The organism is Ruegeria sp. CDSA033 (assembly GCF_059612305.1).
The window spans coordinates 53,016-73,682 of the sequence record NZ_JBXWQI010000016.1; the positions used below are offsets into that span (position 1 = coordinate 53,016).

General features: G+C 52.6%; 19 protein-coding genes and 4 pseudogenes. 11 read left to right on the plus strand and 12 right to left on the minus strand.

Translation table 11 applies throughout. From position 1 onward, the window contains the following. Positions 1-2 precede the first annotated feature (2 nt). The 4 genes from AC2FLA_RS17835 to AC2FLA_RS17850 all read left to right on the plus strand — a co-directional run bounded on the left by AC2FLA_RS17835 (position 3) and on the right by AC2FLA_RS17850 (position 3,206). Positions 3-467, plus strand: a complete 465-nt coding sequence (locus AC2FLA_RS17835) for a CoA-binding protein (RefSeq protein WP_496724029.1) — start codon at positions 3-5, stop codon at positions 465-467. Positions 468-1,346: 879 nt separating this feature from the next. After that, positions 1,347-2,009, plus strand: a complete 663-nt coding sequence (locus AC2FLA_RS17840; protein WP_496724031.1) for a hypothetical protein — start codon at positions 1,347-1,349, stop codon at positions 2,007-2,009. Between the two features lie 184 nt (positions 2,010-2,193). After that, positions 2,194-2,883, plus strand: a complete 690-nt coding sequence (locus AC2FLA_RS17845; RefSeq protein WP_496724032.1) for a hypothetical protein — start codon at positions 2,194-2,196, stop codon at positions 2,881-2,883. 74 nt (positions 2,884-2,957) lie between these two features. Further along, entirely contained in the window at positions 2,958-3,206 is a 249-nt protein-coding gene (locus AC2FLA_RS17850) for a ParB N-terminal domain-containing protein (RefSeq protein WP_496724034.1), read from the plus strand. 127 nt (positions 3,207-3,333) lie between these two features. Here the strand turns inward: AC2FLA_RS17850 and AC2FLA_RS17855 are convergent, their stop codons facing one another. Both AC2FLA_RS17855 and AC2FLA_RS17860 read right to left on the minus strand, forming a co-directional pair. Then, on the minus strand, positions 3,334-3,615 hold the full coding sequence (locus AC2FLA_RS17855) for a type II toxin-antitoxin system RelE/ParE family toxin (protein ID WP_496724036.1): 282 nt from the start codon (positions 3,613-3,615) through the stop codon (positions 3,334-3,336). Then, complete coding sequence (locus AC2FLA_RS17860; RefSeq protein ID WP_496724038.1) at positions 3,612-3,896, minus strand: CopG family ribbon-helix-helix protein; 285 nt, start codon at positions 3,894-3,896, stop codon at positions 3,612-3,614. Before AC2FLA_RS17860 ends, AC2FLA_RS17855 begins: the two co-directional genes overlap by 4 nt. A 389-nt stretch (positions 3,897-4,285) precedes the next feature. Between AC2FLA_RS17860 and AC2FLA_RS17865 the strand changes: the two genes are divergently transcribed. From AC2FLA_RS17865 to AC2FLA_RS17875, 3 genes are all read left to right on the plus strand, one after another. Beyond that, positions 4,286-4,513 carry a hypothetical protein gene (locus AC2FLA_RS17865; RefSeq protein WP_496724040.1) on the plus strand — a complete coding sequence of 76 codons (228 nt, stop codon included), beginning with the start codon at positions 4,286-4,288 and terminating at the stop codon, positions 4,511-4,513. A 173-nt stretch (positions 4,514-4,686) separates the two neighbouring features. Continuing rightward, complete coding sequence (locus AC2FLA_RS17870) at positions 4,687-5,454, plus strand: alpha/beta fold hydrolase (protein WP_496724042.1); 768 nt, start codon at positions 4,687-4,689, stop codon at positions 5,452-5,454. Positions 5,455-5,590: 136 nt separating this feature from the next. Further along, positions 5,591-6,640, plus strand: coding sequence for an NAD-dependent epimerase/dehydratase family protein (locus AC2FLA_RS17875; protein ID WP_496724043.1), 1,050 nt, complete (start codon positions 5,591-5,593; stop codon positions 6,638-6,640). 106 nt (positions 6,641-6,746) lie between these two features. Here AC2FLA_RS17875 and AC2FLA_RS17880 read toward each other — a convergent pair whose 3' ends face one another. The 4 genes and pseudogenes from AC2FLA_RS17880 to AC2FLA_RS17895 all read right to left on the minus strand — a co-directional run bounded on the left by AC2FLA_RS17880 (position 6,747) and on the right by AC2FLA_RS17895 (position 10,914). Then, the gene (locus tag AC2FLA_RS17880; RefSeq protein ID WP_496724045.1) at positions 6,747-7,379 is read right to left on the minus strand and encodes a LysE family translocator; all 633 of its coding nucleotides are present in this window, start codon (positions 7,377-7,379) and stop codon (positions 6,747-6,749) included. A 313-nt stretch (positions 7,380-7,692) separates the two neighbouring features. After that, positions 7,693-8,685, minus strand: a complete 993-nt coding sequence (locus AC2FLA_RS17885) for an MBL fold metallo-hydrolase (RefSeq protein WP_496724047.1) — start codon at positions 8,683-8,685, stop codon at positions 7,693-7,695. Positions 8,686-8,806: 121 nt separating this feature from the next. Further along, positions 8,807-9,754: a LuxR C-terminal-related transcriptional regulator gene (locus AC2FLA_RS17890; RefSeq protein WP_496724049.1), complete on the minus strand. Its 948-nt coding sequence runs from the start codon at positions 9,752-9,754 to the stop codon at positions 8,807-8,809. 476 nt (positions 9,755-10,230) lie between these two features. After that, positions 10,231-10,914, minus strand: a pseudogene (locus tag AC2FLA_RS17895) (IS6 family transposase). A 73-nt stretch (positions 10,915-10,987) separates the two neighbouring features. Here AC2FLA_RS17895 and AC2FLA_RS17900 point away from each other — a divergent pair. Further along, positions 10,988-11,344: pseudogene (locus AC2FLA_RS17900) on the plus strand (DDE-type integrase/transposase/recombinase); the annotation flags it as partial. Between the two features lie 334 nt (positions 11,345-11,678). Here AC2FLA_RS17900 and AC2FLA_RS17905 read toward each other — a convergent pair. The 3 genes from AC2FLA_RS17905 to AC2FLA_RS17915 are packed head-to-tail and all read right to left on the minus strand — an operon-like array spanning position 11,679 to position 14,394. Next, on the minus strand, positions 11,679-13,019 hold the full coding sequence (locus AC2FLA_RS17905) for an ATP-binding protein (protein ID WP_496724051.1): 1,341 nt from the start codon (positions 13,017-13,019) through the stop codon (positions 11,679-11,681). Further along, positions 13,019-13,678: a response regulator transcription factor gene (locus tag AC2FLA_RS17910; RefSeq protein WP_496724053.1), complete on the minus strand. Its 660-nt coding sequence runs from the start codon at positions 13,676-13,678 to the stop codon at positions 13,019-13,021. The genes AC2FLA_RS17905 and AC2FLA_RS17910 overlap by 1 nt, the downstream gene beginning before the upstream one ends. Positions 13,679-13,716: 38 nt before the next feature. Further along, positions 13,717-14,394: a PepSY domain-containing protein gene (locus tag AC2FLA_RS17915; RefSeq protein ID WP_496724055.1), complete on the minus strand. Its 678-nt coding sequence runs from the start codon at positions 14,392-14,394 to the stop codon at positions 13,717-13,719. Positions 14,395-14,592: 198 nt separating this feature from the next. Between AC2FLA_RS17915 and AC2FLA_RS17920 the strand changes: the two genes are divergently transcribed. After that, positions 14,593-15,711 carry a hypothetical protein gene (locus AC2FLA_RS17920; RefSeq protein ID WP_496724057.1) on the plus strand — a complete coding sequence of 373 codons (1,119 nt, stop codon included), beginning with the start codon at positions 14,593-14,595 and terminating at the stop codon, positions 15,709-15,711. A gap of 258 nt (positions 15,712-15,969) precedes the next feature. Here AC2FLA_RS17920 and AC2FLA_RS17925 read toward each other — a convergent pair whose 3' ends face one another. Further along, the gene (locus tag AC2FLA_RS17925; protein WP_496724059.1) at positions 15,970-16,158 is read right to left on the minus strand and encodes a hypothetical protein; all 189 of its coding nucleotides are present in this window, start codon (positions 16,156-16,158) and stop codon (positions 15,970-15,972) included. An 829-nt stretch (positions 16,159-16,987) separates the two neighbouring features. On the opposite strand from AC2FLA_RS17925, the pseudogene AC2FLA_RS17930 reads away from it, so the two are divergent. Continuing rightward, positions 16,988-17,414, plus strand: a pseudogene (locus AC2FLA_RS17930) (tyrosine-type recombinase/integrase); the annotation flags it as partial. Positions 17,415-17,498: 84 nt separating this feature from the next. Then, on the plus strand, positions 17,499-19,526 hold the full coding sequence (locus AC2FLA_RS17935) for an oxidoreductase (RefSeq protein ID WP_496724061.1): 2,028 nt from the start codon (positions 17,499-17,501) through the stop codon (positions 19,524-19,526). Positions 19,527-19,683: 157 nt separating this feature from the next. Here the strand turns inward: AC2FLA_RS17935 and AC2FLA_RS17940 are convergent. Together AC2FLA_RS17940 and AC2FLA_RS17945 are read right to left on the minus strand one after the other, a co-directional pair. Next, positions 19,684-19,839: pseudogene (locus AC2FLA_RS17940) on the minus strand (IS6 family transposase); the annotation flags it as partial. 57 nt (positions 19,840-19,896) lie between these two features. Beyond that, positions 19,897-20,616, minus strand: a complete 720-nt coding sequence (locus tag AC2FLA_RS17945; protein WP_496724062.1) for an alpha/beta fold hydrolase — start codon at positions 20,614-20,616, stop codon at positions 19,897-19,899. Positions 20,617-20,667 lie beyond the last annotated feature (51 nt).

A 20,667-nucleotide genomic window follows, 5' to 3' on the forward strand; every position in this document is an offset into this window, starting at 1 on the left:
CGATGCCCGAAGCAGATTTCGACCGTATGTATGATTACGACCCCAAGTATCTCGCCGAGATCTTGAAGTCGGTCAAAACCATTGCAATGGTTGGTGCAAGCGCCGACAAAACGAAATTTAGCTACGGCGTTCTGCGACAGCTCAGCGAAATTGGCTACGACATTCTGCCGGTAAACCCTAACCCGAACGTCAAGGAAATCAGGGGCCTGAAGGTCTATCATTCACTCGAAGAAATCGACAAACCCGTTGACATGGTGGATGTCTTCCGCCCCAAGGAAGAACTCTTTGGCTTTGCCGAAAAGGCCATCGCGATCGATGCCAAAGTTCTTTGGGGACAGATCGGCGTCTACGACGACAAAGCAGCACAGCTCGCCGAGGATGCCGGCCTCAAAGTTGTGATGAATCGATGTCCGAAGATTGAACTCTTCCGGCCGTTTTGGAAGCCCCGCCTCGATCTGAAGATATGATGGATCCTGATGGAATGTGGTTTATTGAGTAGCCAAACAGGGGGCACCAGGAAAGTTTTTCTCCGAGGGTTAAAAAAAGAAGCTCTCTTCGTCCAAGTTGGGGTTTTCGTGCTCAACCTCAAAATGGCCGCTTTGTCCGCGACCTGTAAATCCGCTGTCTGATCCTCGCTGCGGTCCGCATGAATGACCAGTCTTTCCGCTGCGCAGCGGCATTTAATTTCTCGCTCGCGCGGCATACTTTACGCTGCGAGCGCGCGCAGCAAGAAAATCGAATTCACAGTTCGGGCTCGCTCCGGGCATTCTCTGCGGTGTGTTCCGACTGGAAGCAAGAGCCCTGAGCCGTCATTGCCAACCGAACTGACTGCTGCGGTTGAACTCGGTTGGTGTCAGCCCAAAGCAGACAAAGCTGCAATGTTGCCAGACGACGATGGCTGACCTTCATCGTAGGGCCACCAACGAACAGAGAGGGCGCTAAGCCGTCGCTCGCCACTTCTACAGCCTAGGCATCAATCTGCGCATGCTTTTGCGCATAAAGTGGACTTTGCGACAAAAGGATACTTCCTTGACTCTACGCCTTATAAGAACCACAAGAATGCATTGGAGAAGTTAATTCGTCGTCGCAGTGCTGCCGACTTCGATGATCCAATGGCCTTCCAAAAACCTGTAGCATGTGCCCCAGCATAGGAACGGGTTCCGCTAGGGTGTTCGGAACGAACTCGTTACTCGCAAACTTTTGCAATTGTTTCCTGATATTTGTCAGACGACGAACGACACATGAAAGCAGGCGATACATGAACAATATATGGCTCATCAACTGCGTGTCTGATGCCTGATAGGTCCGGCCCCAGACACCACTCTAACCAGACTTCAATCATATATATGCGAGATGTTTCGTGTTTGATCTTGACATTACTCGTGTTGATTTCAGGAACGCAGCTTTCAGCTCAGGTAGCGCCTGAAAACACATATTTGACAGGCAGTTCCTATGGACGTGGCTGGGAATGCAATCACGGATTCCAGCGTATTGGGGATATTTGTGAGGAAATAGCAATTCCTGAAAATGCCTTCCTCGCTTCAACAGGAGATCGGTGGACCTGCAATCGATTGTTTCGACGTATTGGTGAAGAGTGTGAGGAAGTGATTGCACCGGAAAACGGGTTCGTTGATACCCGATTTGGTGTGCAAGAAATACATTGCAACTGGGGATTTCGCAAAGAGGGCCGGAACTGTGTTGCTATCGAAGTCCCTCTGAACGGTCGCCTGACCGAAAAGAACAGCGTAGATGGTTGGGTATGCCTGAGAGGGTTCAATGCTACGGAAAGTAGCTGCGAACCTGTGGCAGTTCCTGATCACGCATACCTCACGTCTGACACCTATGCCGGATGGAAATGCGAGCGTGGTTTCCGCACAATCAAAGGCAAATGCATGGCAATCATCGTCCCATCAAACGCTCATTTAAACCGACGAGGCGATAGATGGGAATGCAATCAACCCTTCAATCGCCAGAACGACAAATGCGTTGAAAATTTGTCGCGACATTAGGCTGTTGTAAGCCGCCGCCGCCACGAAAGAGCCGGAAGGATCAAACTGTGACTCTAGATTCGATTGACGAAAAATTGGGCAAAAAGCTCAAAGCCGAAAGGGCTCGCCGCCTAACTTACGGAATCAAATTATTTATCGCGTCAGTGGTGCTCGTAGCGACGGTTGTTGTGGTGGTGTTCCTCTGATGCGCAATAGAGCCCCTAAAGTCAGTCTTCAAAACGCAAAAGCGTCAGTTCTTGGTCGGGAACAGCGAGAATTTCAGGACCGCAGTGTTCGAAAATCGCAAAATGCTGACGTATCTGGAGTTATTGAAGAAGAGTTCGGAAGGTACTTAATAAAAGCGGGTATTTTGAGCGGCAACAGCGTTGCGCGGGCGTTCCCCAAGCCACCTGCCAAGACGCAAGCCATGATTGCCGACGCTATTGGTGAGACTCCGGCAATGGCTATTGAGGCGTTGAAAGAAATTCTTGAAGAACGTGATAAGAAGCGCTGCGATCAACGTCGTTTGGAAGGAAATTCTGGCACGCTTGTTCCCAGCGAACGGGAATACACAGAAGCCTTGCGCCAAGTCAGGTTTACACCGGCGCAGATCACTATGCTCAGAGCACTCTCAATCGCTGGGAAGAAAGGCCTGACTATTGGTCAACTATCTCAGGCTGCTGGTTACAAATCGCGCGAGACATCCATCAAGGCCTTCAAAAAAGCAGGGCTGTTGATCGCGGAATATCTGGACCTCAATCTTCCCGAAACCGTATCGGAACAGAATGATAGTGCTGCACAAATCGTGGCCTTCTCTCATATCGAAAGTGACGATAAACCAGCGACTTGGATCATGCATAAGGAACTGCACTGCGCTGTTCGTTCGGTACTTTGATGTACGTACCAGCGCGCGCGTTCAAAGGGAAACCCGAACTGGACCAAATGCACGAAAGGTTGCACAGGTAGCTTATGCTGGAGAAAAGACCGTACCCGCTCGAATTGATCTACGTACCTGTAAAGCGTGCAAAAACACTTGATCAAAACAAAGTTCTGACGCTTGCCGAAGATATATTGAGGAACGGCCAGTGTACCCCGATCCAATTGCGCGCCGACAATAAGAGGTTCGTTTTGATCGAAGGTCTACACCGATTGGAGGCCATTCGCGCCCTCGGCGGTGACACAATTGAAGCCTACCTAGTACGTGCCAGGCTACACTGACAGTTCCTTGGCACCGGCAGATTCCCGACCTCTGTTCAGAATCCAGCGATCGAACAGCAGAGTAGGTTCGGTTGCTTGCCCGCCCCTACCCTGCCCGCTTGATGCCACCAATTTTAAACTCCTGGTTTCAGTAATCCGCGCCCTGCCGAGTATCCCAGAGACGCAAAATTTCTATCTGGGTGGGCATTACACGATAGATCAGCGTGAATGGGGTTTGCGGCACTGAAAGCTCCCGTATGTCTCGGCGTGTGTCACTCGGGTGACCTGCATAAGGGTTGGCTGCAAGAGTAAGCTGAATGGCTTTGAGTTGAGCTCGTGCCCTTTCGCTTCCTTCAGGAAAAACTGACGTGTAGTAGTAACGGAACCACTGAATGTCCCGGGCCGTATCTTCGAGAAATATAATCTTCATTGGCTATTGGATTGCCCGCTTGCTACCGGAGCGGAAAGTTCATTCTCGGTATCCCAGCTGTCTATCCAGGCATTCATTTCGTCTGCCGTTATGAACTTGCCTTGGTCTGCTTTTTCAACGGCCGCATCAATGGCTGCACGTTTAGCAGCCTTGGATTCTAACATCATTCTAATTGCCCGTACGGCGAGTTGTGCAGGCGGTCGATCTTCGATCGCAGCTTCCCGTTCCAGGGTCTTTTTCAGGTCTTCATCGAGACGGATTGAATATGGGCTGGTACTCATCGCAATCACCTGTTTCCGTATTGTAGTACAATGTAATACATTGGCATTCAATTCACAATAGACCGATGGGATGTGTCGCAAACTTTCTTGGAGCCTTCAAAACTTGGGGAATTATTCTGTTGGCATTCAGTTTAACACCAATCTCCGGCTGAATCTGGGCGCCAATTGACCGAAAACCTCGAAAGTCGCCCCCAATTTACCCATTCACTTGATGAGCATAGGAATAATATTCCTCGCAAAAAAAACTTTGCAACACAACCGCGTTCATTACGGGTGGGCAGTAACGGAACAATTCTGAGAGCCACCTTGACCACCGCATCATGCAAGGGTGGATTTACTTTGGATCGTGATGCACTCTGGAAACCCACGCTCGGGTAGGAGTAACCAGAATGCCCCAATACAACGATTTGTTCGAACTCTCGGTCGAGGACATCGATCTGATTGAAGTATCCTTGCGGCGTGCACTAACTTCATTGTCGGTTGGAGCCCCTGGTGAAAGCGAAGACGAAAAGAAAGCACGGAATGACAGCTTGCACCGAATTCAGGATCTGCTTGGGCGGCTGCACGATCAGAAGATATTCTATCGACCTAAGTCGGGTGTGTATGTCGGTGGTTGACTAGTGGTCCAAACAGATCTGACGTGCTAACGCGAGCTAGGCGATCCAAGGGTCGGAACACGTCCGCGCAGGCGGGCGTCGACCTGACAACGTCCGTTGTGAGCCCTGTGTGACCGATGCAGCATTCTGCATGCATGGCAGCAAATATGATCTTTTACTCAAGGAGCTAAAATTTGCTGACGGGTCGTCAATTCGGCAGTAAGCCGTCCCAAGTTGTCGTTCTCCATGGTGGCCCCGGAGGTGCAGGAGAAGTGGAACCGCTGGCCCGAGAGTTAGGGCGAAGAGGTTATTCCGTATTGGAACCGCACCAAATCAAGAATTCAGTGCAGGCTCAAGTGGACGAGCTACGATGCCAGATCGAGCTTTCCTGCAAATCACCAGTTGTCATCATCGGATGGTCTTGGGGTGCATGGTTAGGATGTTTGTTTGCGGCTCAGAACCCAAAACTCAGCAAGACGCTAGTTCTGGTCGGAAGCGGGCCCTTTGAGGCCCAATACTTAGATCAGATCAAGACATCCAGAACAGCCCCCCTCTCAAAAAAAGAGAGTGCAGAGCTCGCGTCACTACGACCTGAGAGCGGTGATCCGCAGCAAATCGCGCGTCTGATTGAGCTTTACGACCTTGCAGATACGTTCCGGCGCGACACCACTGACATACCTCATGTTGATTTCGATATCTCTATCCATGAGGAAGTATGGAGAGAGGCCAGCGCTATGCGAGAAAGTGGGGCGCTTCAGGAAATGGTGAAGAGAATTTGCTGCCCAGTCGTTGCGATTCACGGCGACTACGACCCACATCCAGCGGCGGGCGTATCTGAACCACTAAGGATGGCACTCCCCAATGCAAGCTTCTTAATACTGGAAAAGTGTGGTCACAAACCTTGGCAGGAGGTCTACGCAAAGGAGCTTTTTTACAACTATCTTGAGCAATTATTGAACTGAACTCCAAAATACGGCCATTCAAATAATTAATGATAACGGCAAGATCGGCAGAGCCGACATCAGGCGCTCCCAATTGTGAACTCTCGAATGGTTGCACAGAGTCCATTTTACATTTTTGGTGTTTGGTAGGTTTCTCGTGATCGGTTCAAAAGGAAAATTCATGCGCTGTCTTGTAGTTGGTGGAACCGGTTTTCTGGGTAGCGCAATTGTTGATGCCTTAGTGGATGGCGGCCACTCGGTCTCGATCCTCTCACGTGGGATTACAAGCGCTTCGAAATCTCTCGGCGTCAAAGTGATTCAGGCTGACCGATATGAAGACCTGACGCTGCTGGAAAATCATTCGTTTGATTGGGTGTTCGACACCTGCGCCTATACTCCGGAGGCCGTTGAACGGCTGTTGAAAAACGTCGATCAGACCATCATAAGATATGTTCTGATTTCGTCTTTGTCCGCCTACGGGACGTTCAAAGAAGATAGTCAAAATGAAACTGCGACCGTCCCGGACGCTTCGCCATTGGATTTTGAGACCGCTGCGAACCTATCTCCTGACGATCGTGCATCCGCGTTTGCCTATGGTGCGTCGTATGGTCCTCTTAAGCGTGCCTGCGAACGCAAGGCCGACGAGATATTGGGCGAGCGCGCAACTTCTTTACGAGTTGGACTATTAGTTGGCGCAGGTGACTATTCTGATCGTTTGACGTGGTGGGTGCGCAGGTTTGATCTAGCAAGTGAGGAACGCAAACACGTGCCAGCCCCTGCTCCCAAGGACCGCTTGGTACAAATGATAGACGTCAAGGATGTTGCGAAATTCGCTGTACGATGCGGAGAAGATGCAATGACAGGAATTTGGAACGTAACCGGCGAGCCCACTCCAATGAGCGAGGTCCTCTCGCTGATCGCAGAAGTGAGCAATTCCGAAGCGGAGATCGTGTGGGTCGAAGAAAATTCTATTGCCGCGGCAAATGTTGTGCCTTGGTCGGATATTCCACTTATGGCACCGACATTACCCGAGTACCGGTATTTTCTTTCCATAGGGACTGAAAAGGCGAAATTGGCTGGCCTAACCTGCCGACCGTTGCGGGAAACGTTAGTGCCCTTGCTACGTTGGGATCGCGCAAGGAGAGATGTGCCGCTCAAGTGCGGGATGACAATGGATCAAGAGGTGCAATTACTCAAAGCACCGTAGTTATCGAACGGTGACTTCGTCCGCACTGCCGCCTTTTGCGTCGGGCAACGGCCGTGTTTTCGCCCGCCGCGTTGCCATAGATTCGGTTTGAGCCCATGATTATCAACTATCTCTGCGCATTGAACGCCAATCTCGCAGCCAAACCAGCAAAAACAGTTCCCAGAACGTATTGCGATAGATGCTTGATCTTGCTGCTGCCAGACAACATTGCGCTGGCACGGCTGGCAGCAAGTATAACCGCTCCGTTTATGAAAAATCCTATCAGGTTCAAAATCGTCGCCATTATCATGATCTGAACAGCAACCGATCCCGCTTCATGGTCAACAAATTGCGGAAACAGAGCCAGCACAAAAATGGCTATCTTGGGATTCAATAAGTTGGTCAGAAATCCCTGATTGAACATAGTTGCAATCGAGAATTTTTTGCGCTTCACATCTATTTGCTCTTTGGATTTCACTTTAGATGTGACGACCTTCCACACCAGATACAAAAGGTATGTAGCCCCGACATACCGAACTAAATCATAGGCGATTGGTACCGCGAGAAAAAGTTGCGACAACCCGAGAGCAACGGCGAGCGCAAGGCAATATGTGCCAGCGGCAATTCCTGCCCAGGTAGCCAGGCCAGCAACAAGGCCCTGAGCTGCGCTTCGCGGTGCGAGAAGTAACATATCTGGACCGGGAGATGCCGTTAAAGCAAGCGCTGCTAAGGAAAAAATTACCAACGTTGAATAGTCCACTGACTACAACTCCTCGGTTTAAAATTTTGTGGACATTACAGCCTGACCAAAATTTGGCAACGACAAGTTCGTCCGCAATGTGTGAGTTCGAGCAGCGTCAAAATTTCCACTTACAGCGAATGACCGGAATGCGGGCTGCGACTGCAGAATGCCAGCAGGGTGTCGAATGTCTCTTATGGGCCGCGAGCCTTCAATTCGACTGAAACTCGCCGAGATATGTTAATTTCGAAAACAAATTTTGTACCTAACGAGCGACCAGCGGAAAAATTCGCTGGCCGTTGTACTGAGTTGAGTAAGGGCGCAAAGCCAGCCCTTACCCCGTCTGGGCGTGGTTACCAAAATACATGAACTCTTTGTCCATTCCTGCAACGTCTGCCGCGTTCAGCGATAGGTTGGCGCCGTCCAACATCTTGTAGCTGGGTTGGGATTTCACCCACTCATCCGCGTCCTGCAAGGTGGTCAGGGTATAGCTGGTGGTCTCGCTCAGATAATGTGTCGGAATGATAACTTTGGGGTTCAGGCGCGACACGATATCATCGCCCTGACCATAGCTGAGGATGTGTTGCGATCCGTCCACCGGCAAAGTGAGGATGTCAATTTCCCCGATGGCATCCCAAAATTCCTGCGGCGGGTTGTGCCTATTGTCGCCCCAGATCAGGGTTCGCAATCCACCGGCCTCAATCACATAGACCACCATGTCCATATGGCTGACATTATTGGGCGGGCAGGCTTCAACGCCGAATTCAGCTAAGGCATTTGTCCAATTGTACCAACCCGGAGCCTGGCACGCATGTTTGTCGGCAAACCCCGTGATTTTGATATCGGCAAACTCAAAGTTTCCAACCATCCGATCCAGCACCATAGTTGAGACCGGGCGGTGGATGGCATCATGGTCAAAATGCGTGTGGGTGGACATGCAGACGTCCACTGGCACTTCGGGGAATTCATTCTTGAACCACAGCCCCCAGGCACCGGACGGGTCATCTCGCCATGGGTCGAACAACACCGTGGCCCCGCCCGGCGAGGTGAATTTCAGCGCGCAATGGCCATAGAAGTCGATCCCCAGATCGCCATCGACAGCAGTGCCCGTGGTCTTCTGCAATTCGATGACACCATTGTTGTTCCCCGGTTGGGTCCAGTCGGTTGATTGCGCCTGAGCCGATGTGCTGGACAACAAAGACGCAGCACCACCCACTCCTGCTGCTCCGGCGGCCATGAAAAAAGAACGTCGCGAAAGGCCTGGCGTCAGATCGTCTTTCTTGCCATTCACCAACGTCGGTTCCAGCTTTAGGTCTTCTCGTTCCATTATGTGTTTCCCTGTTGTTGCCCGGCACCCGGATTGGCACCATGGACAAAAGGGTAACAACGGTAGTCGGTCAGATGAGTGTGAGAAAACCAAGAGTAAATCATGGGGATGATCCCCATGATTATTGCAGGGACCGCAGCTTGCTACGCAGGTTCTGACCCGTTTTCCGCAAGCCCAGTTTTTTGCGTATGTTGTTGCGATGAAACTCGATTGTGCTCGGCTCACGCGACAGAACCTGCGCAATGTCTTTTGTGGTCTGGCCGCGCATAATCATTTGGGCGATGTCCTGTTCGGACGGGGTCAGCTGTTCGAACACATCCCGCTTTTCGTCTGACATCGAGACAGTGATGGATCTTAAATTCTCTTCCAGAATATCAAGATAGACCAGCGCCGCGTCGTTTCCTATGACCCGGCTGCGCAGCTTGGCAAAAGTCGGCGCGACAACTCCTTTGATCTGTCGCATGATGTTCTGGTCATAGTCATCGCGCGACCGCTCAACGCTTTGCAGCAAAACGCGCAGGGCGATGTTTGCCTCTTCCAACTCGGCAGTGCGTTCTTCGACACGTGTTTCCAGTTGATCCAGACTTTCCTGAAGTTGTCGTTCAAGCTGAACGCGTCGGTCCGCTTCGACAAGCAGTTTAAGGTCCGCTTCGATCACGCGAGCAAACTCTTTCAGCCCTTCGCGGAACATCAGAGCACGTCGGTTCAGTTTCGAGTCCAAAACGCAAATTGTCCCGAATACAGACCCGTCCGGCCAGTAGAGCGGGAAGCCGACATAGAAACTCATACCGTGTTCCAGGTCGTCATTGTCCGCCCATCGGGGATCGTACCGCGCGTCTTCCACCACCAATTCGCCCTGTTCCAGAACGCCATGGCAGTAGAGTTTTTCGTTCAATCTGAAACACAGCCCGACGTCATAAGGGTGGTCCGCAGTATCGTTCCTGACGAAGACTGAGTGTTCGGGGGTGTGGGTGCGCATCACCAGACTGGCTGGAACATCCGCCAATTTGGCGATGAGGTTCACAATTCTCTGCCAGTTATTGATCGTTTCTTTCGGAATATTCAACATTGGCCGAACAGCGCCCCTTGTACTTGCTGCCTTGGCACCACCATCACCAATCCCTAGCAGCAGAACAATTAGAATAAGCCGATTGCCCTTCGATCAAGCCCTATTGCTTCAGCAAGGCGTGCGCTTGCCGCACAGTCCGGTGCCCGCCGGTTGAATGATAGATATGTGTCGTGAACGGTGGTTCGATGCTAAAAAAGAGCATAATCTGCCGCCGATCGTATCCCTTGCCCTTGCCAAACACAAGGCAACAGAATTTCGGAGATCACTGTGAATGCTTTGTCGAGCACGTGCATCGAAAGCCTGCGATACGGGTTGCGATTGCAGCATCAAAACAACGGGTTGGATGCCGGCTCTGGGCCGGAAGTGGGTTCGTTCAGCGTGGTGTCGGATACTTGAAACCGAAAGCTTGAAGAAGTGGAGGAGGTTCTGTCGCAAACATTTTATTTGGCAGAGCATCAGTGGAATTGGTGAGCAGTTTACTCTGCCAGTTGGGCGAACTGCTGAAACGGACGGAGTCCGGGTGTGAATTGACCTTTGCGGATCATGTTGACCAGTTAAATACCTGCCAGGATAAATGCAGCTGAAGCGAAAGATTTGAATCCCAGCATGGGCCTGATCCCTCGTTTGATGAAACGGTGATCCTGTTCAATGATGTTGTTGAGGTATTTCCACCTGACCATTTCGATCGGGATCGGGCAACCTAAGCTCTTGAGCATCTTGTTGATCGCCTTGATGCCGGCGGTGTTGGCACCACTTTTGTCGATGACGATTTTGCGCGGTAGACCGTTCACCTCAAGCGCGCGGGCGAAAAACTTCGTCGCAGCGGCTTTGTCCCGGCGCTCAGACAACATGAAATCCTGAGTTTTGCCGTGTTTGTCGATCGCTCGATGAAGATAAACCCATTTGCCTTTGACCCGCACATAGGTTTCATCCAATCGCCACGAAAGGTCTGTGGGGCGGATTCTATACCGCGCTGCTTCAGCAATGAGGCCAGCAAACCGACTGACCCAGCGATTTAGCGTTGCATGATCCAGATCAACGCCATGTTCCACCATGATTTCTTCCAGATCCCTGTATGAAACACCGTAGCGCAGGTAGAAGAAGACCGCGTGCAAGATCACGTCTTTCGGAAAATGTGCGCCCTTAAATGAGATTGCCATGGTCTGTTCCTGTCATGTTCTAGTGAGCGCTACCAGAAATGCACTCGACCTGACAGGTAAGGAAAAGTTTGCGGCTTTCCTCAACAAGGCGATTGGACGCGTGCGATTGCATCGACCCGTGACAATCGTGACCGACAAGGCGCAGGCGTATCGACGTGTCATCCGCGAGATCAATCACCGCTACGACCCACATTTCGACAGCATCCGGCACATCGACCGCAAATGGAGGAACAATCTGATCGAGAGCGATCATACTGCCATGAAACGGCTGCTCGGGTATCGTCAGAGCTTTCGATCCTTGCGATCAGCCAAAGCTACCCTGAGTGGGATTAAGACGATCAGAACAATCAAACGCGGCCATGTCTATCACACCCAAATGGGCATCAAAGGCGAGATCCAGTTCATCAACCAATTGTTCGCTGAAGCATGATCCGGCAAATTCAAAATGCCCTACCTAAGCCCGTCGCAACGAATGCAACAGTCCCTAACTCTGCACGCATGAAGTGGCTAGACGGCCACGGAGCTGCCATGCGCCGCTAGCACAGCACTAGACCTAAGCGACGGTGGCCATGCGCAGTAAGCAGACTTTGCAATGCTCGCCCTACGGCACGCAGCCGTTACTCTACATCGCGCTACAATTCCGCGATCGCGGCCAACATTGCCAACGTTCGCGGCACGAGAAGAACCGAAGGTCGTTCGAATTCACATTCTACACAAATGAGTTGCACTTTGATTGCTTGAAGCCAAGGACTGTTCTCTGCAATTTACATTTGTGTCCTTCCTGAAATCAGAATCTGGCAAGCCAAGCCGTCAAGGCTAGAGGAGGTGTCCAGTGTCAGCTTGCTGCCATAGGCGTTCAACAAGTCAACTGTTATGGCCAAACCCAAACCGGTTCCGGCAATAGAAGTGTCCAGCCGCCCTCCGGAACGAAATACCCCGTCACGTGCATCTTCCGGAATCCCAGGTCCGTCATCCTCGATGCAAATCTGAATGCCATTCTCAACTCGTTTTGCGGCGATGTGTGTTGTTGTTCGAGACCACTTGAGGGCATTGTCGAGGAGGTTTCCAATCACTTCTTCGATGTCCTGAGTGTCCATTCGGACCTGAAGTCCGCTCTCGCATTCCGTCGTGAGTGATTTGCCTTCGCGCTCAGCCATGACCGAAAACAATCTGGACAGCCTGGCAATCGAATGTGAAAGATCAGTTCGCGAGTGCGCAAGTTCGGCGGTGTTTGACGCACGCATGCGCGCGAGGGAACGCTTGAGCTGAGCGTCAATCCTGTTCAGCGCGTCGTCGACAGGTTCGGTGTCTGCTCCATTGTCTGACAAGGTCGCCAGTTCGTTTCGGAGTATCGCAGTCGGTGTTTTAAGCGCGTGCGCCAAGTCAGCTGCTTGCCGTCGGGAACCAGACACTATTTCGCGGTTTCTGTGCAGCAATTGATTGAGGTCCTCGACAAGTGGTGAAACCTCTTCTGGATAGTCTGCCGGTTTCAGATCGTCTCCCTGATCCCAGCGATGCGCCACATCTGCGCGCAGTTTCCTGAGGGGGCCGACAATTGCAGACATCAACAAAAGTGACCCCGCAATTCCGATCAGGCCGACCAACCCAAAAACCGGCAGCAAGTTGTTCTGCGCGGCCCTGCGTTCGCTGATCAGTTCAAGCCTGCTTTCAGCGACCGTCACGCCCCATTCGGTTCCGTCTTCGAACGTGATTTTTTGAAAGACACTGCGAACGGCCTCATTATCTGGGCCAGAAGTGTTCCAGGTGATTGCCTCTTCACTCAGAGGTGCAGGTTCGGATATTGTTTCATCAAAGAGCGAAGCGGATGTAAATGTAGCCCCATTTCCATCCGTCACCTGCCAGTATCTGCCTGAAAAAGGCGTTCCATAGGCCGGGTCGAACATGAGATCACGCAGAGCCTCCGGGGCGTCCGTCGTTGCGCTCAGCCCGACAACGAGTTGTGTGTGCCTGTCGCGCAGCGTCTCATCGAACTGCTCAAGGACACGGGTATTAATGTACGAAAACACGACCAAGGTTCCAACGCCGACAGAGAGTGTGCCTGTGGCGAGGCCGCCAAGCAAAGCGCGTTGGCGAAGCGATAACATCAGGCGGAATCGATCATATAACCGCGCCCTCTGACCGTTGTAATAAGGTCGGAGCCCAGTTTTTTACGCAGCCGGGTTATGAAAACAGCAATAGTGTTCGAGTCACGGTCGCCGTCGTATTCGTAAATGTGCTCTGACAACTCGGTTCGCGACACCATGCGCCCGATATTGTGTGCAAGGTATGTCAGGACTGCGATCTCTTGCGCGGTCAAATCGACGGGAATTCCGTCAACACTGACCCGTCCGTTTCGTGTATCGAGGGAGACATCGCCCATTTCGATCATTGGATTCAACTGACCGCTCTGTCTGCGCAGGATTGCGCGGACACGTGCTGCAAGCTCGGGCATGTGAAACGGCTTGGTCATGTAGTCATCCGCGCCCGCGTCAAGACCATCCACGCGCTCGCTCCACCCGTCGCGAGCCGTCAGGATCAATACAGGTGTTTTGACGCCTGCGCTGCGCCATTCGCGCAGGACAGAAATACCATCGCGTTCCGGCAACCCAATGTCGAGGATAATCATGTCGTAAGGTTCAGTCGCACCCATGTGCAAGGCGTCTGTTCCATTATTGGTCACATCTACCACGCGACCTTCTGCACTTAGAAGTTTCTTAATCTGCTCGCATAGCTGCGGCTCATCTTCGGCCAGAAGTACTCTCATATTCAAAAACTACAGTCACAACGGGTTTAGTTTAAGCACTATTTATTACCGTTGCCATTGCCATTGCCGTTTCCGCCAGAGTTGCCGCCCCCGTTACCACCGCCATTGCCGCCCCCGTTACCGCCGCCGTTGCCATTGCCGTTCCCGCCAGAGTTGCCGCCCCCATTACCACCGCCGTTGCCGTTACCGCCGCCATTGCCGCCCCCGTTACCACCGCCGTTGCCGTTACCGCCGCCATTGCCGCCCCCGTTACCACCGCCGTTGCCGCCGCTGTTGCCGTTACCGCTGGCATTGCCATTGTTTCCGTTGTTTCCACGGCTCGCAGATGCGCCATGGTTACTGTTGGTATTGCGACTGTTGTTGGCATTGGCGGGGTTCGAGCGGGCTGCATTCGAAATTTGACGACCAACACTGGATCGATTGGAAACGACCGTTCCTGTCTGGGCATTCACAATTACACTGACAATTTTTCCATCAGGCTTTTTGACCAGAATGCGATAGTATATCTGATCCGCCTGAAACGCACGCGCATCGACCGGGGTGCCGCCATAGGCTTTCTCGACACCTTTGATAACCCGATTTAACCGGATAGTTGCACCAGTCAGGGTCGCCTTGCGCAGTTCACCTTGCTTAAGCTCACGTGTCTGTGCTGCCGCTTCGCCAATGGGCAAAGCAACAAGCAAGCTTGCAACCACCAAGAACGCCTTCGCACGCATGAAAGTCCTCGTAATTCCCGGCTGGAGACTACGTCGTTCGACATGAACCGATGATGAACAAGCAGTTAGCCCTGCGTTCAAGCACGCTCAAGTTAAATGGCAACCAACTTTGAAGATTCTTACTTGAATCAAGACGATTGAACACAGCGAATTGGTTCGAGGAACTGATGCCCGCTGATTTCCACGGAGGAGGTTGATATGAAGACCACCAGTTTGGGACTGCTAAAAGCATCTACTCTGGCAATCGCGTTGCTGGGATCAGCAGCCATAGTCGCCACCGTTGCCGTGCCGGATGTTGCCTTTGCAAAGGAAGGTAAAGGCAAAGGAGGCGGAAAAGGTAATGGTGGAGGAAACGGCAAAGGCGGCGACAACGGAAACGGTGGAGGCAACGGCGGAGGAAAAGGTAACAGTGGTGGCAAAGGGAACTCTGCCAACGGAGACCGTGGTGACCACAGTGCCGCCGGCAACAAAGGCGGGAAAAAAGGTGCCGACAAAAGCCGCAATGGCCGAAGTGCTAAGGACTCTTCTGTCGGCAACTCGAAGTCAAAATCTTCACGCTCGGCTTCGGGCAAGGGCGGTCGATTTTCCTTGAAGGATATCTTTAGCGGCAGAGGTAAGTCGAAAACGGTCGCCACCTCCAAGAAAGGCTCGACCACTAGCGATAAACAAACGCCGAGCACGCGCAAGAAGCGTTCGAAAACTGTAATTGTCGAGGAATCCATTCGGCCAGCCGTCCGAACCAAGGGCAATAAGATGGCAGCACTTCTTGGTGCTCACCCTTCTGAGTTAGGAGCGCTCAACGCAGCCAATGCCAGCGCAACTGCATTAGCAAACGCAGTACCTAATTCCCGCGTAGGTCGAATTGCCAACTACCGAGATACCGTTCTGGCCGGAGAACCGCTGCGCGAGGAGCTTGCGGAACAATTGGAAGAACTCATCGGATTGGAACCTCCAGAGCGGACAATTCCGGAGATAGAAGAAGATCTGCGCACCGCACTGGATGATGTGCAGGAGAATCGAGAGAGGGTCGAAGGCCTTGAACAGGATCTCGAAGACGCCGGTGGAACTGACCCTGAGATCGAGGAACAGCTGGAAGAAGCGCGTGCGGATTTGGACAGTTCGGTCGATGAAGCGCAGGACCTGAACGATGAACGACAGGCTGCCGTCGAATACGAAGAAGCGACTGAACAAGTGCAGGAACTCGCTGATTTGGTTGAAGAACAGGAATTGGATGAGCGGGAAGCCTTGGAAGCCGCGGCCAACAAACCAGTCACAGATGCCGTTGAAGAAGAGGTTAAGGCGCTGTTGGGCCTGTAAGGAAAGATCTCTGCCTCTTCCCGTCAATCAACTCGAAGTGCTGACCACTCACGCAAGCACTGAGCGCCGGGCCAGCCAAATGTTCCCCAAGGATGAGAAGCGGCTGGCCCGCAGTTTATTGAATTCACCAAAGGTTACGTCTTTTTTCCTAGGGCGTACAAAAAAGAAACCCCGCCCCAAACCGGAGCGGGATTCAGTTATCAATTCCAATATTTAGGACGAATATCGGGAATTGTTTGGGGGTCTGCTGAACTGCCTTCAGACGTTGTTTTGTGCCTCGAAAAGCCGCTTGTTTTTGACAATTTCAGTTAATGCATTTTCGATAGGAGGGAAGCGACCACTGCTCGATTTGGTCGTGGTTGACAAACGTTCCACGGCAACTTTGCCGGAGGTTTGCATCACAGTTGTTATGCTAGACTCTTCAATCACAGAGGCAGACTTGATCATGCGTTTCCCCTTGTCAGCGATCGAACGGTTTACCACTCGTTCGACCCAACATGAGCACTATGCCTCAGTTTGTTTGAACACTCTGAGAATACATTGTTCACGTTCCGTTAATGTTGTTCGCGAAATAAAGACAAAGGAATAAGTGGGCGACTAGGTGGTCGAACGGCATGCTGCCTTGGCACTTTAGTAGGGTCGTGCGATGACAATCTCAGAACATGGTTTCAGTTCGTGAACAATCTACCGCATTGGAAAGCAACTCTTCGCTGATGAACTCGCCAAGACCAGTTCAAAGTCATATCTAGGCTATGAAGATAGAGAAGGTGCTGATTATGAAAAACTTATTGGATTTTTGGCACTGGCACTGACCGCACAAGGCGCGTCACATGCAAACGCAAATCACAGCTTGTGGAGCCAAAACAATGGGTAAGCTGGAGGAATTGGCGCTACTGCGCCGATTCATGTGAAATCCAAATCCGGACAATGTCCGCCAGGCTTGGTCAAAAAAAGCCATCCCGTGCATACCGCCTAAGCAGGTAAAGTAATACCGACGTGGCGACTACATCTATGATGAGTATGTCCGCATCGATGATCCCAGCCGTTGGGGATTACGGCGCAATGGATATTACGTGCGAGCCGGAAACTACGTTTACGAAGTAAACCGTGAAACGCATGAAGTGTTGAACCTGATAGGGGTAAACGCCGATGTCCTGAATTGAGTGCTTTGACGGTTTCTCGCACTTAATTCAGTTTGCAGTCATTCGGTAGAATTGCCAGATTCGAAGGGATGGACCTTTGCAAGACCTCAGTTATGAACGCACGGTTTGGGCTAAGCAAGACGCAGAAACCTGTGCGCTTTGAGATATCCGAGAGCACCCGAGCCTCTGTCCAGAAATGGATGGAAGATGAACTCATGGCCGATTCAGAATACCTTTGGCCTGGCGGATTCCACGAAAGATTACACATCTCGACGCGTCAAATATGCGCGGATTGTTCGAGGAAAGATTACATCGATCGGCCTGGAAGCAAGCGCAAACGGAACCCATTCAATGAGGCGCAAGAAAGTCACCCAAATCTACGAGAAAACCGGCAACCTCAAAGCGGTCCAGCTCTTGCTAGGCCACACCAAGATGAACGGTACAGTCCGGTCCCCCTTGTCCGAAGAAGTTACCGCAATTGCATTTTTTGGTCTGGTCGTCATTTTGTGGATCAGTGTCGGAAACAGTGAACTCTCTCCCCGTACTTCCCAGTTAGCATAACTTTAACAGCAAACGTCGTCAGTTACAGAAGGCGGCAAACGGGACCGACCCGGTGCTATGTGTGGTTACCGAAGGGAGTTGATCATGGCGAAACTACTTGATCCGTTTCAGCTCAAGCACCTGACGCTGCGCAACCGCATCGTCAGTACATCTCATGCACCCAACTATGTCGAAGACGGTCACCCTCGAGACCGATACAGGTTGTATCACGAAGAGAAGGCCAAGGGGGGTGTAGCCCTGACCATGATCGGCGGGTCAACCAATATTGCCCCCGACAGCCCTTCGGTTTTTGGCCAGCTCTATGCTGGCAATGACAGTATCATTCCGTGGTTCCGGAAGCTTACGGATGGCGTTCACACGCACGGGGCCGCGGTCATGTGCCAGATCACCCATATGGGGCGTCGAACCGCTTGGGATGACGGTCATTGGCTGCCGGTTTTGGCGCCATCCGGCGTGCGCGAGCGCGCGCACCGTGCCTTTCCCAAAGCAATGGAACAAGAGGACATTGAACGAGTGATCGGCGATTTTGCCGCTGCGGCGCGACGTTGTCAGAAGGGCGGGTTCGACGGAATCGAGCTTCTGTCCCATTCGCATTTGCTGGGCCAGTTTCTTTCTCCGCTTACCAACCAACGCGACGATGCCTTTGGTGGAACGTTGAAAAACCGCATGCGCCTGACCCTGCAGGTTTTGGATGCGGTGCGCGCAGAGGTCGGTCCAAAGTTCATACTGTCCATGCGTATCACCGGCGATGAGTTGATTGAGGGCGGGCTTAGCGCCGAGGATTGTGTTGCCGCCGCCCGGATGCTGGAAGAAAGTGGCCATGTCGACCTGCTCAACATCCTGGTCGGGGCGCCCTACGATGACCTTGGTCTTGCTGAATGGGTGCGCCCGATGGGTCTGCCAGCCGCCCCGCATATTACTGTGGCCGGGCGCATTCGCGAAGCCGTCAACTTGCCGATCCTGCATGCAGGCGGCATCGCGGACATTGCAACGGCCCGACACGCGGTTACCGGCGGTCATGTCGATCTTGTGGGCATGACGCGCGCCCAGATCGCTGATCCCTATCTGGTTGCAAAACTTGCACGCGGCGAAGAGGAACGCATCCGCCCCTGTGTTGGCCTCGGGTATTGCGTAGACCGCGTCAATCAGGGCAAGCCTGCCGTGTGCGGACACAATGCCGCCACCGGGCGGGAGCAAACTTTACCCCATGTTATTCCTGCCAGCCGCACCCGAAAGAAGGTGGTTGTCGTCGGTGGCGGGCCTGGTGGGCTGGAGGCGGCGCGGGTCAGTGCCTTGCGCGGTCACGATGTGGTTTTGTTCGAGGCATCAGATCGACTGGGCGGACAGATTGTTTTGGCAGCCAAGGGGGGGACACGTAGGCAGGTATGGGGTGTTGCCGATTGGTTGATTTCCGAGGTGACCGCCCTCGATGTTGATCTCCGCATGAATACCTATGTCGAGGCCAGTGACGTGCTAAGAGAACTCCCGGAGTTGGTCATAGTTGCTACCGGCGGATGGCCCGAGCCATTATCCATTCCGGGCGGCGATCTGGCGCTCTCCAGCTGGGAGGTTCTGTCCGGAGAAGCACGTGTCTCGGGCGAAGTTCTATTGTTCGACGAGGTCGGAGACCATCCCGCGGCAGTCACAGCCGACACGTTTGCAGGCGCCGGCCACAGCGTCGAACTTGTGACCCCCGACCGTGCGCTTCTGCATGACCTTGGCCCAACGACCTCTGCCGTTGCTTTGCGCGATCTGGCTGCAAACGGGGTGACCTTTACCTGCCTCCACGAACTCCGTGCTCTAAGCCAAGAGGGAAACCGGGTGTGCGCCAGCCTGCGCAATATCTTGACCGGTGATATCTCCAAGCGTCTTGTCGACCACGTGGTTGTCGAACATGGTCTAATCCCGACGGACGCGCTCTATCACGATCTAAAGCCAGGTTCGCGAAACCTTGGGCAGGTCGATCACAAGGCGCTGATCAATGGTTCATTCCCGTTCAGGGACGAAGAGCCGGATGGCCAGTTCTATCTGGCCCGAATTGGTGACGCGATCGCAGGCCGCAATATGCACGCCGCGATTCTAGACGCTTTGCGTATTTGCTGTTTAGCCTGAGCAGCGCTGCGAGCATCTTTCATCAGTTGCGGCAAAAGCGGACGTGCAGACAGAACGCAGCGAATTTCCGCTCTCGGCTGGTGATGTTTTTTGCATCGGCTGCGAAAAGCATATAGCTGACCTAAGTGCCAGAAGATCGGACGGCGGCTTCGTCCGCATTGACCCATTGCCGGATCGTTTCCCGGCTGACTGTTACACCGCGTTCCGCGAGCAGATCTTCAACATCCGCAGTGCGAAGCGCAAAGTGATGGTAGACCCAGAAGGCATAGGCGATGACCTCTCGCGGAAAACGAAAGCCCTTCAGGCGCGGCATTTCGACCGGTTCCTGCAGATCCGGGCTGATCCCATTAATTGCCAATCTGAACAGCGGCTATTTCAGTGCACTCAGAAAATCCTGTATTGGGTTTGCGGCTTCGTCTGCACTCTCAATGATAAACAGATGCCCCGCTTCCGAAAATTCAATCACGGTGGCCAGGTCACGTAGCTTTTCTTTCATCAGATGGGCGTTCTCTGGGGGAGCTTGTCGATCCCGCAGACCCTGCAAAATCAGGAAGGGTGCATTGCCTGACCTGGCCCACCAATCCTCAAGCGGCTCGCTAATGGTGGTTTCGGCTTTCAGAGAAGCCGGGTCCGTGATCCGGGACGCGCTGACAACCTCCCAGACCCAGTCGGCATTTGCAGGATCACCTACCATTAATTCCATACCTGCGGAGATATCGTCAGGTGAGGCATCCGGCGCGAACATCCTTTTTGTGACTTTGTCATCGGCCGGATCACTCTGAACTGGTCCGGCTGCAGGTGCGAGAATAACGCTTGTCGTCATGCCCGGGTAACCATCGGCAAAAGCCTGTGCAATTCGGTTACCCAAAGCGTGTCCAAAAATACTGGCGGTTTCAATGTTCATGGCGTTCAGAACACCAGCAATATCGCCAGCATGGGTGTGGTAGTCCAAATCCTCCAAATCTTCCAACGATCTTCTTGCTCCTCTTCGGTTCACGCGGATAGCGCGATATCCGGAAGCAGAAAGCTGACTGGCCAAAAACGAAAGATATCCGACGTCTAAACGGCTCTGTTGCAAACTTTTGAGCATGGCGAGCTAATTCAGCGATCGCATCGGTGTTAACCGGCTAGTTCGGCGAAT

What these genes read in the sequence shown, in the direction of transcription:
- AC2FLA_RS17835 (WP_496724029.1), top strand. Translation starts at nt 3, where the DNA reads ATGCCCGAAGCAGATTTCGACCGTATGTATGATTACGACCCCAAGTAT.
- AC2FLA_RS17840 (WP_496724031.1), top strand. Translation starts at nt 1,347, where the DNA reads ATGCGAGATGTTTCGTGTTTGATCTTGACATTACTCGTGTTGATTTCA.
- AC2FLA_RS17845 (WP_496724032.1), top strand. Translation starts at nt 2,194, where the DNA reads ATGCGCAATAGAGCCCCTAAAGTCAGTCTTCAAAACGCAAAAGCGTCA.
- AC2FLA_RS17850 (WP_496724034.1), top strand. Translation starts at nt 2,958, where the DNA reads ATGCTGGAGAAAAGACCGTACCCGCTCGAATTGATCTACGTACCTGTA.
- AC2FLA_RS17855 (WP_496724036.1), bottom strand. Translation starts at nt 3,615, where the DNA reads ATGAAGATTATATTTCTCGAAGATACGGCCCGGGACATTCAGTGGTTC.
- AC2FLA_RS17860 (WP_496724038.1), bottom strand. Translation starts at nt 3,896, where the DNA reads ATGAGTACCAGCCCATATTCAATCCGTCTCGATGAAGACCTGAAAAAG.
- AC2FLA_RS17865 (WP_496724040.1), top strand. Translation starts at nt 4,286, where the DNA reads ATGCCCCAATACAACGATTTGTTCGAACTCTCGGTCGAGGACATCGAT.
- AC2FLA_RS17885 (WP_496724047.1), bottom strand. Translation starts at nt 8,685, where the DNA reads ATGGAACGAGAAGACCTAAAGCTGGAACCGACGTTGGTGAATGGCAAG.
- AC2FLA_RS17890 (WP_496724049.1), bottom strand. Translation starts at nt 9,754, where the DNA reads ATGTTGAATATTCCGAAAGAAACGATCAATAACTGGCAGAGAATTGTG.
- AC2FLA_RS17905 (WP_496724051.1), bottom strand. Translation starts at nt 13,019, where the DNA reads ATGTTATCGCTTCGCCAACGCGCTTTGCTTGGCGGCCTCGCCACAGGC.
- AC2FLA_RS17910 (WP_496724053.1), bottom strand. Translation starts at nt 13,678, where the DNA reads ATGAGAGTACTTCTGGCCGAAGATGAGCCGCAGCTATGCGAGCAGATT.
- AC2FLA_RS17915 (WP_496724055.1), bottom strand. Translation starts at nt 14,394, where the DNA reads ATGCGTGCGAAGGCGTTCTTGGTGGTTGCAAGCTTGCTTGTTGCTTTG.
- AC2FLA_RS17920 (WP_496724057.1), top strand. Translation starts at nt 14,593, where the DNA reads ATGAAGACCACCAGTTTGGGACTGCTAAAAGCATCTACTCTGGCAATC.
- AC2FLA_RS17925 (WP_496724059.1), bottom strand. Translation starts at nt 16,158, where the DNA reads ATGATCAAGTCTGCCTCTGTGATTGAAGAGTCTAGCATAACAACTGTG.
- AC2FLA_RS17935 (WP_496724061.1), top strand. Translation starts at nt 17,499, where the DNA reads ATGGCGAAACTACTTGATCCGTTTCAGCTCAAGCACCTGACGCTGCGC.
- AC2FLA_RS17945 (WP_496724062.1), bottom strand. Translation starts at nt 20,616, where the DNA reads ATGCTCAAAAGTTTGCAACAGAGCCGTTTAGACGTCGGATATCTTTCG.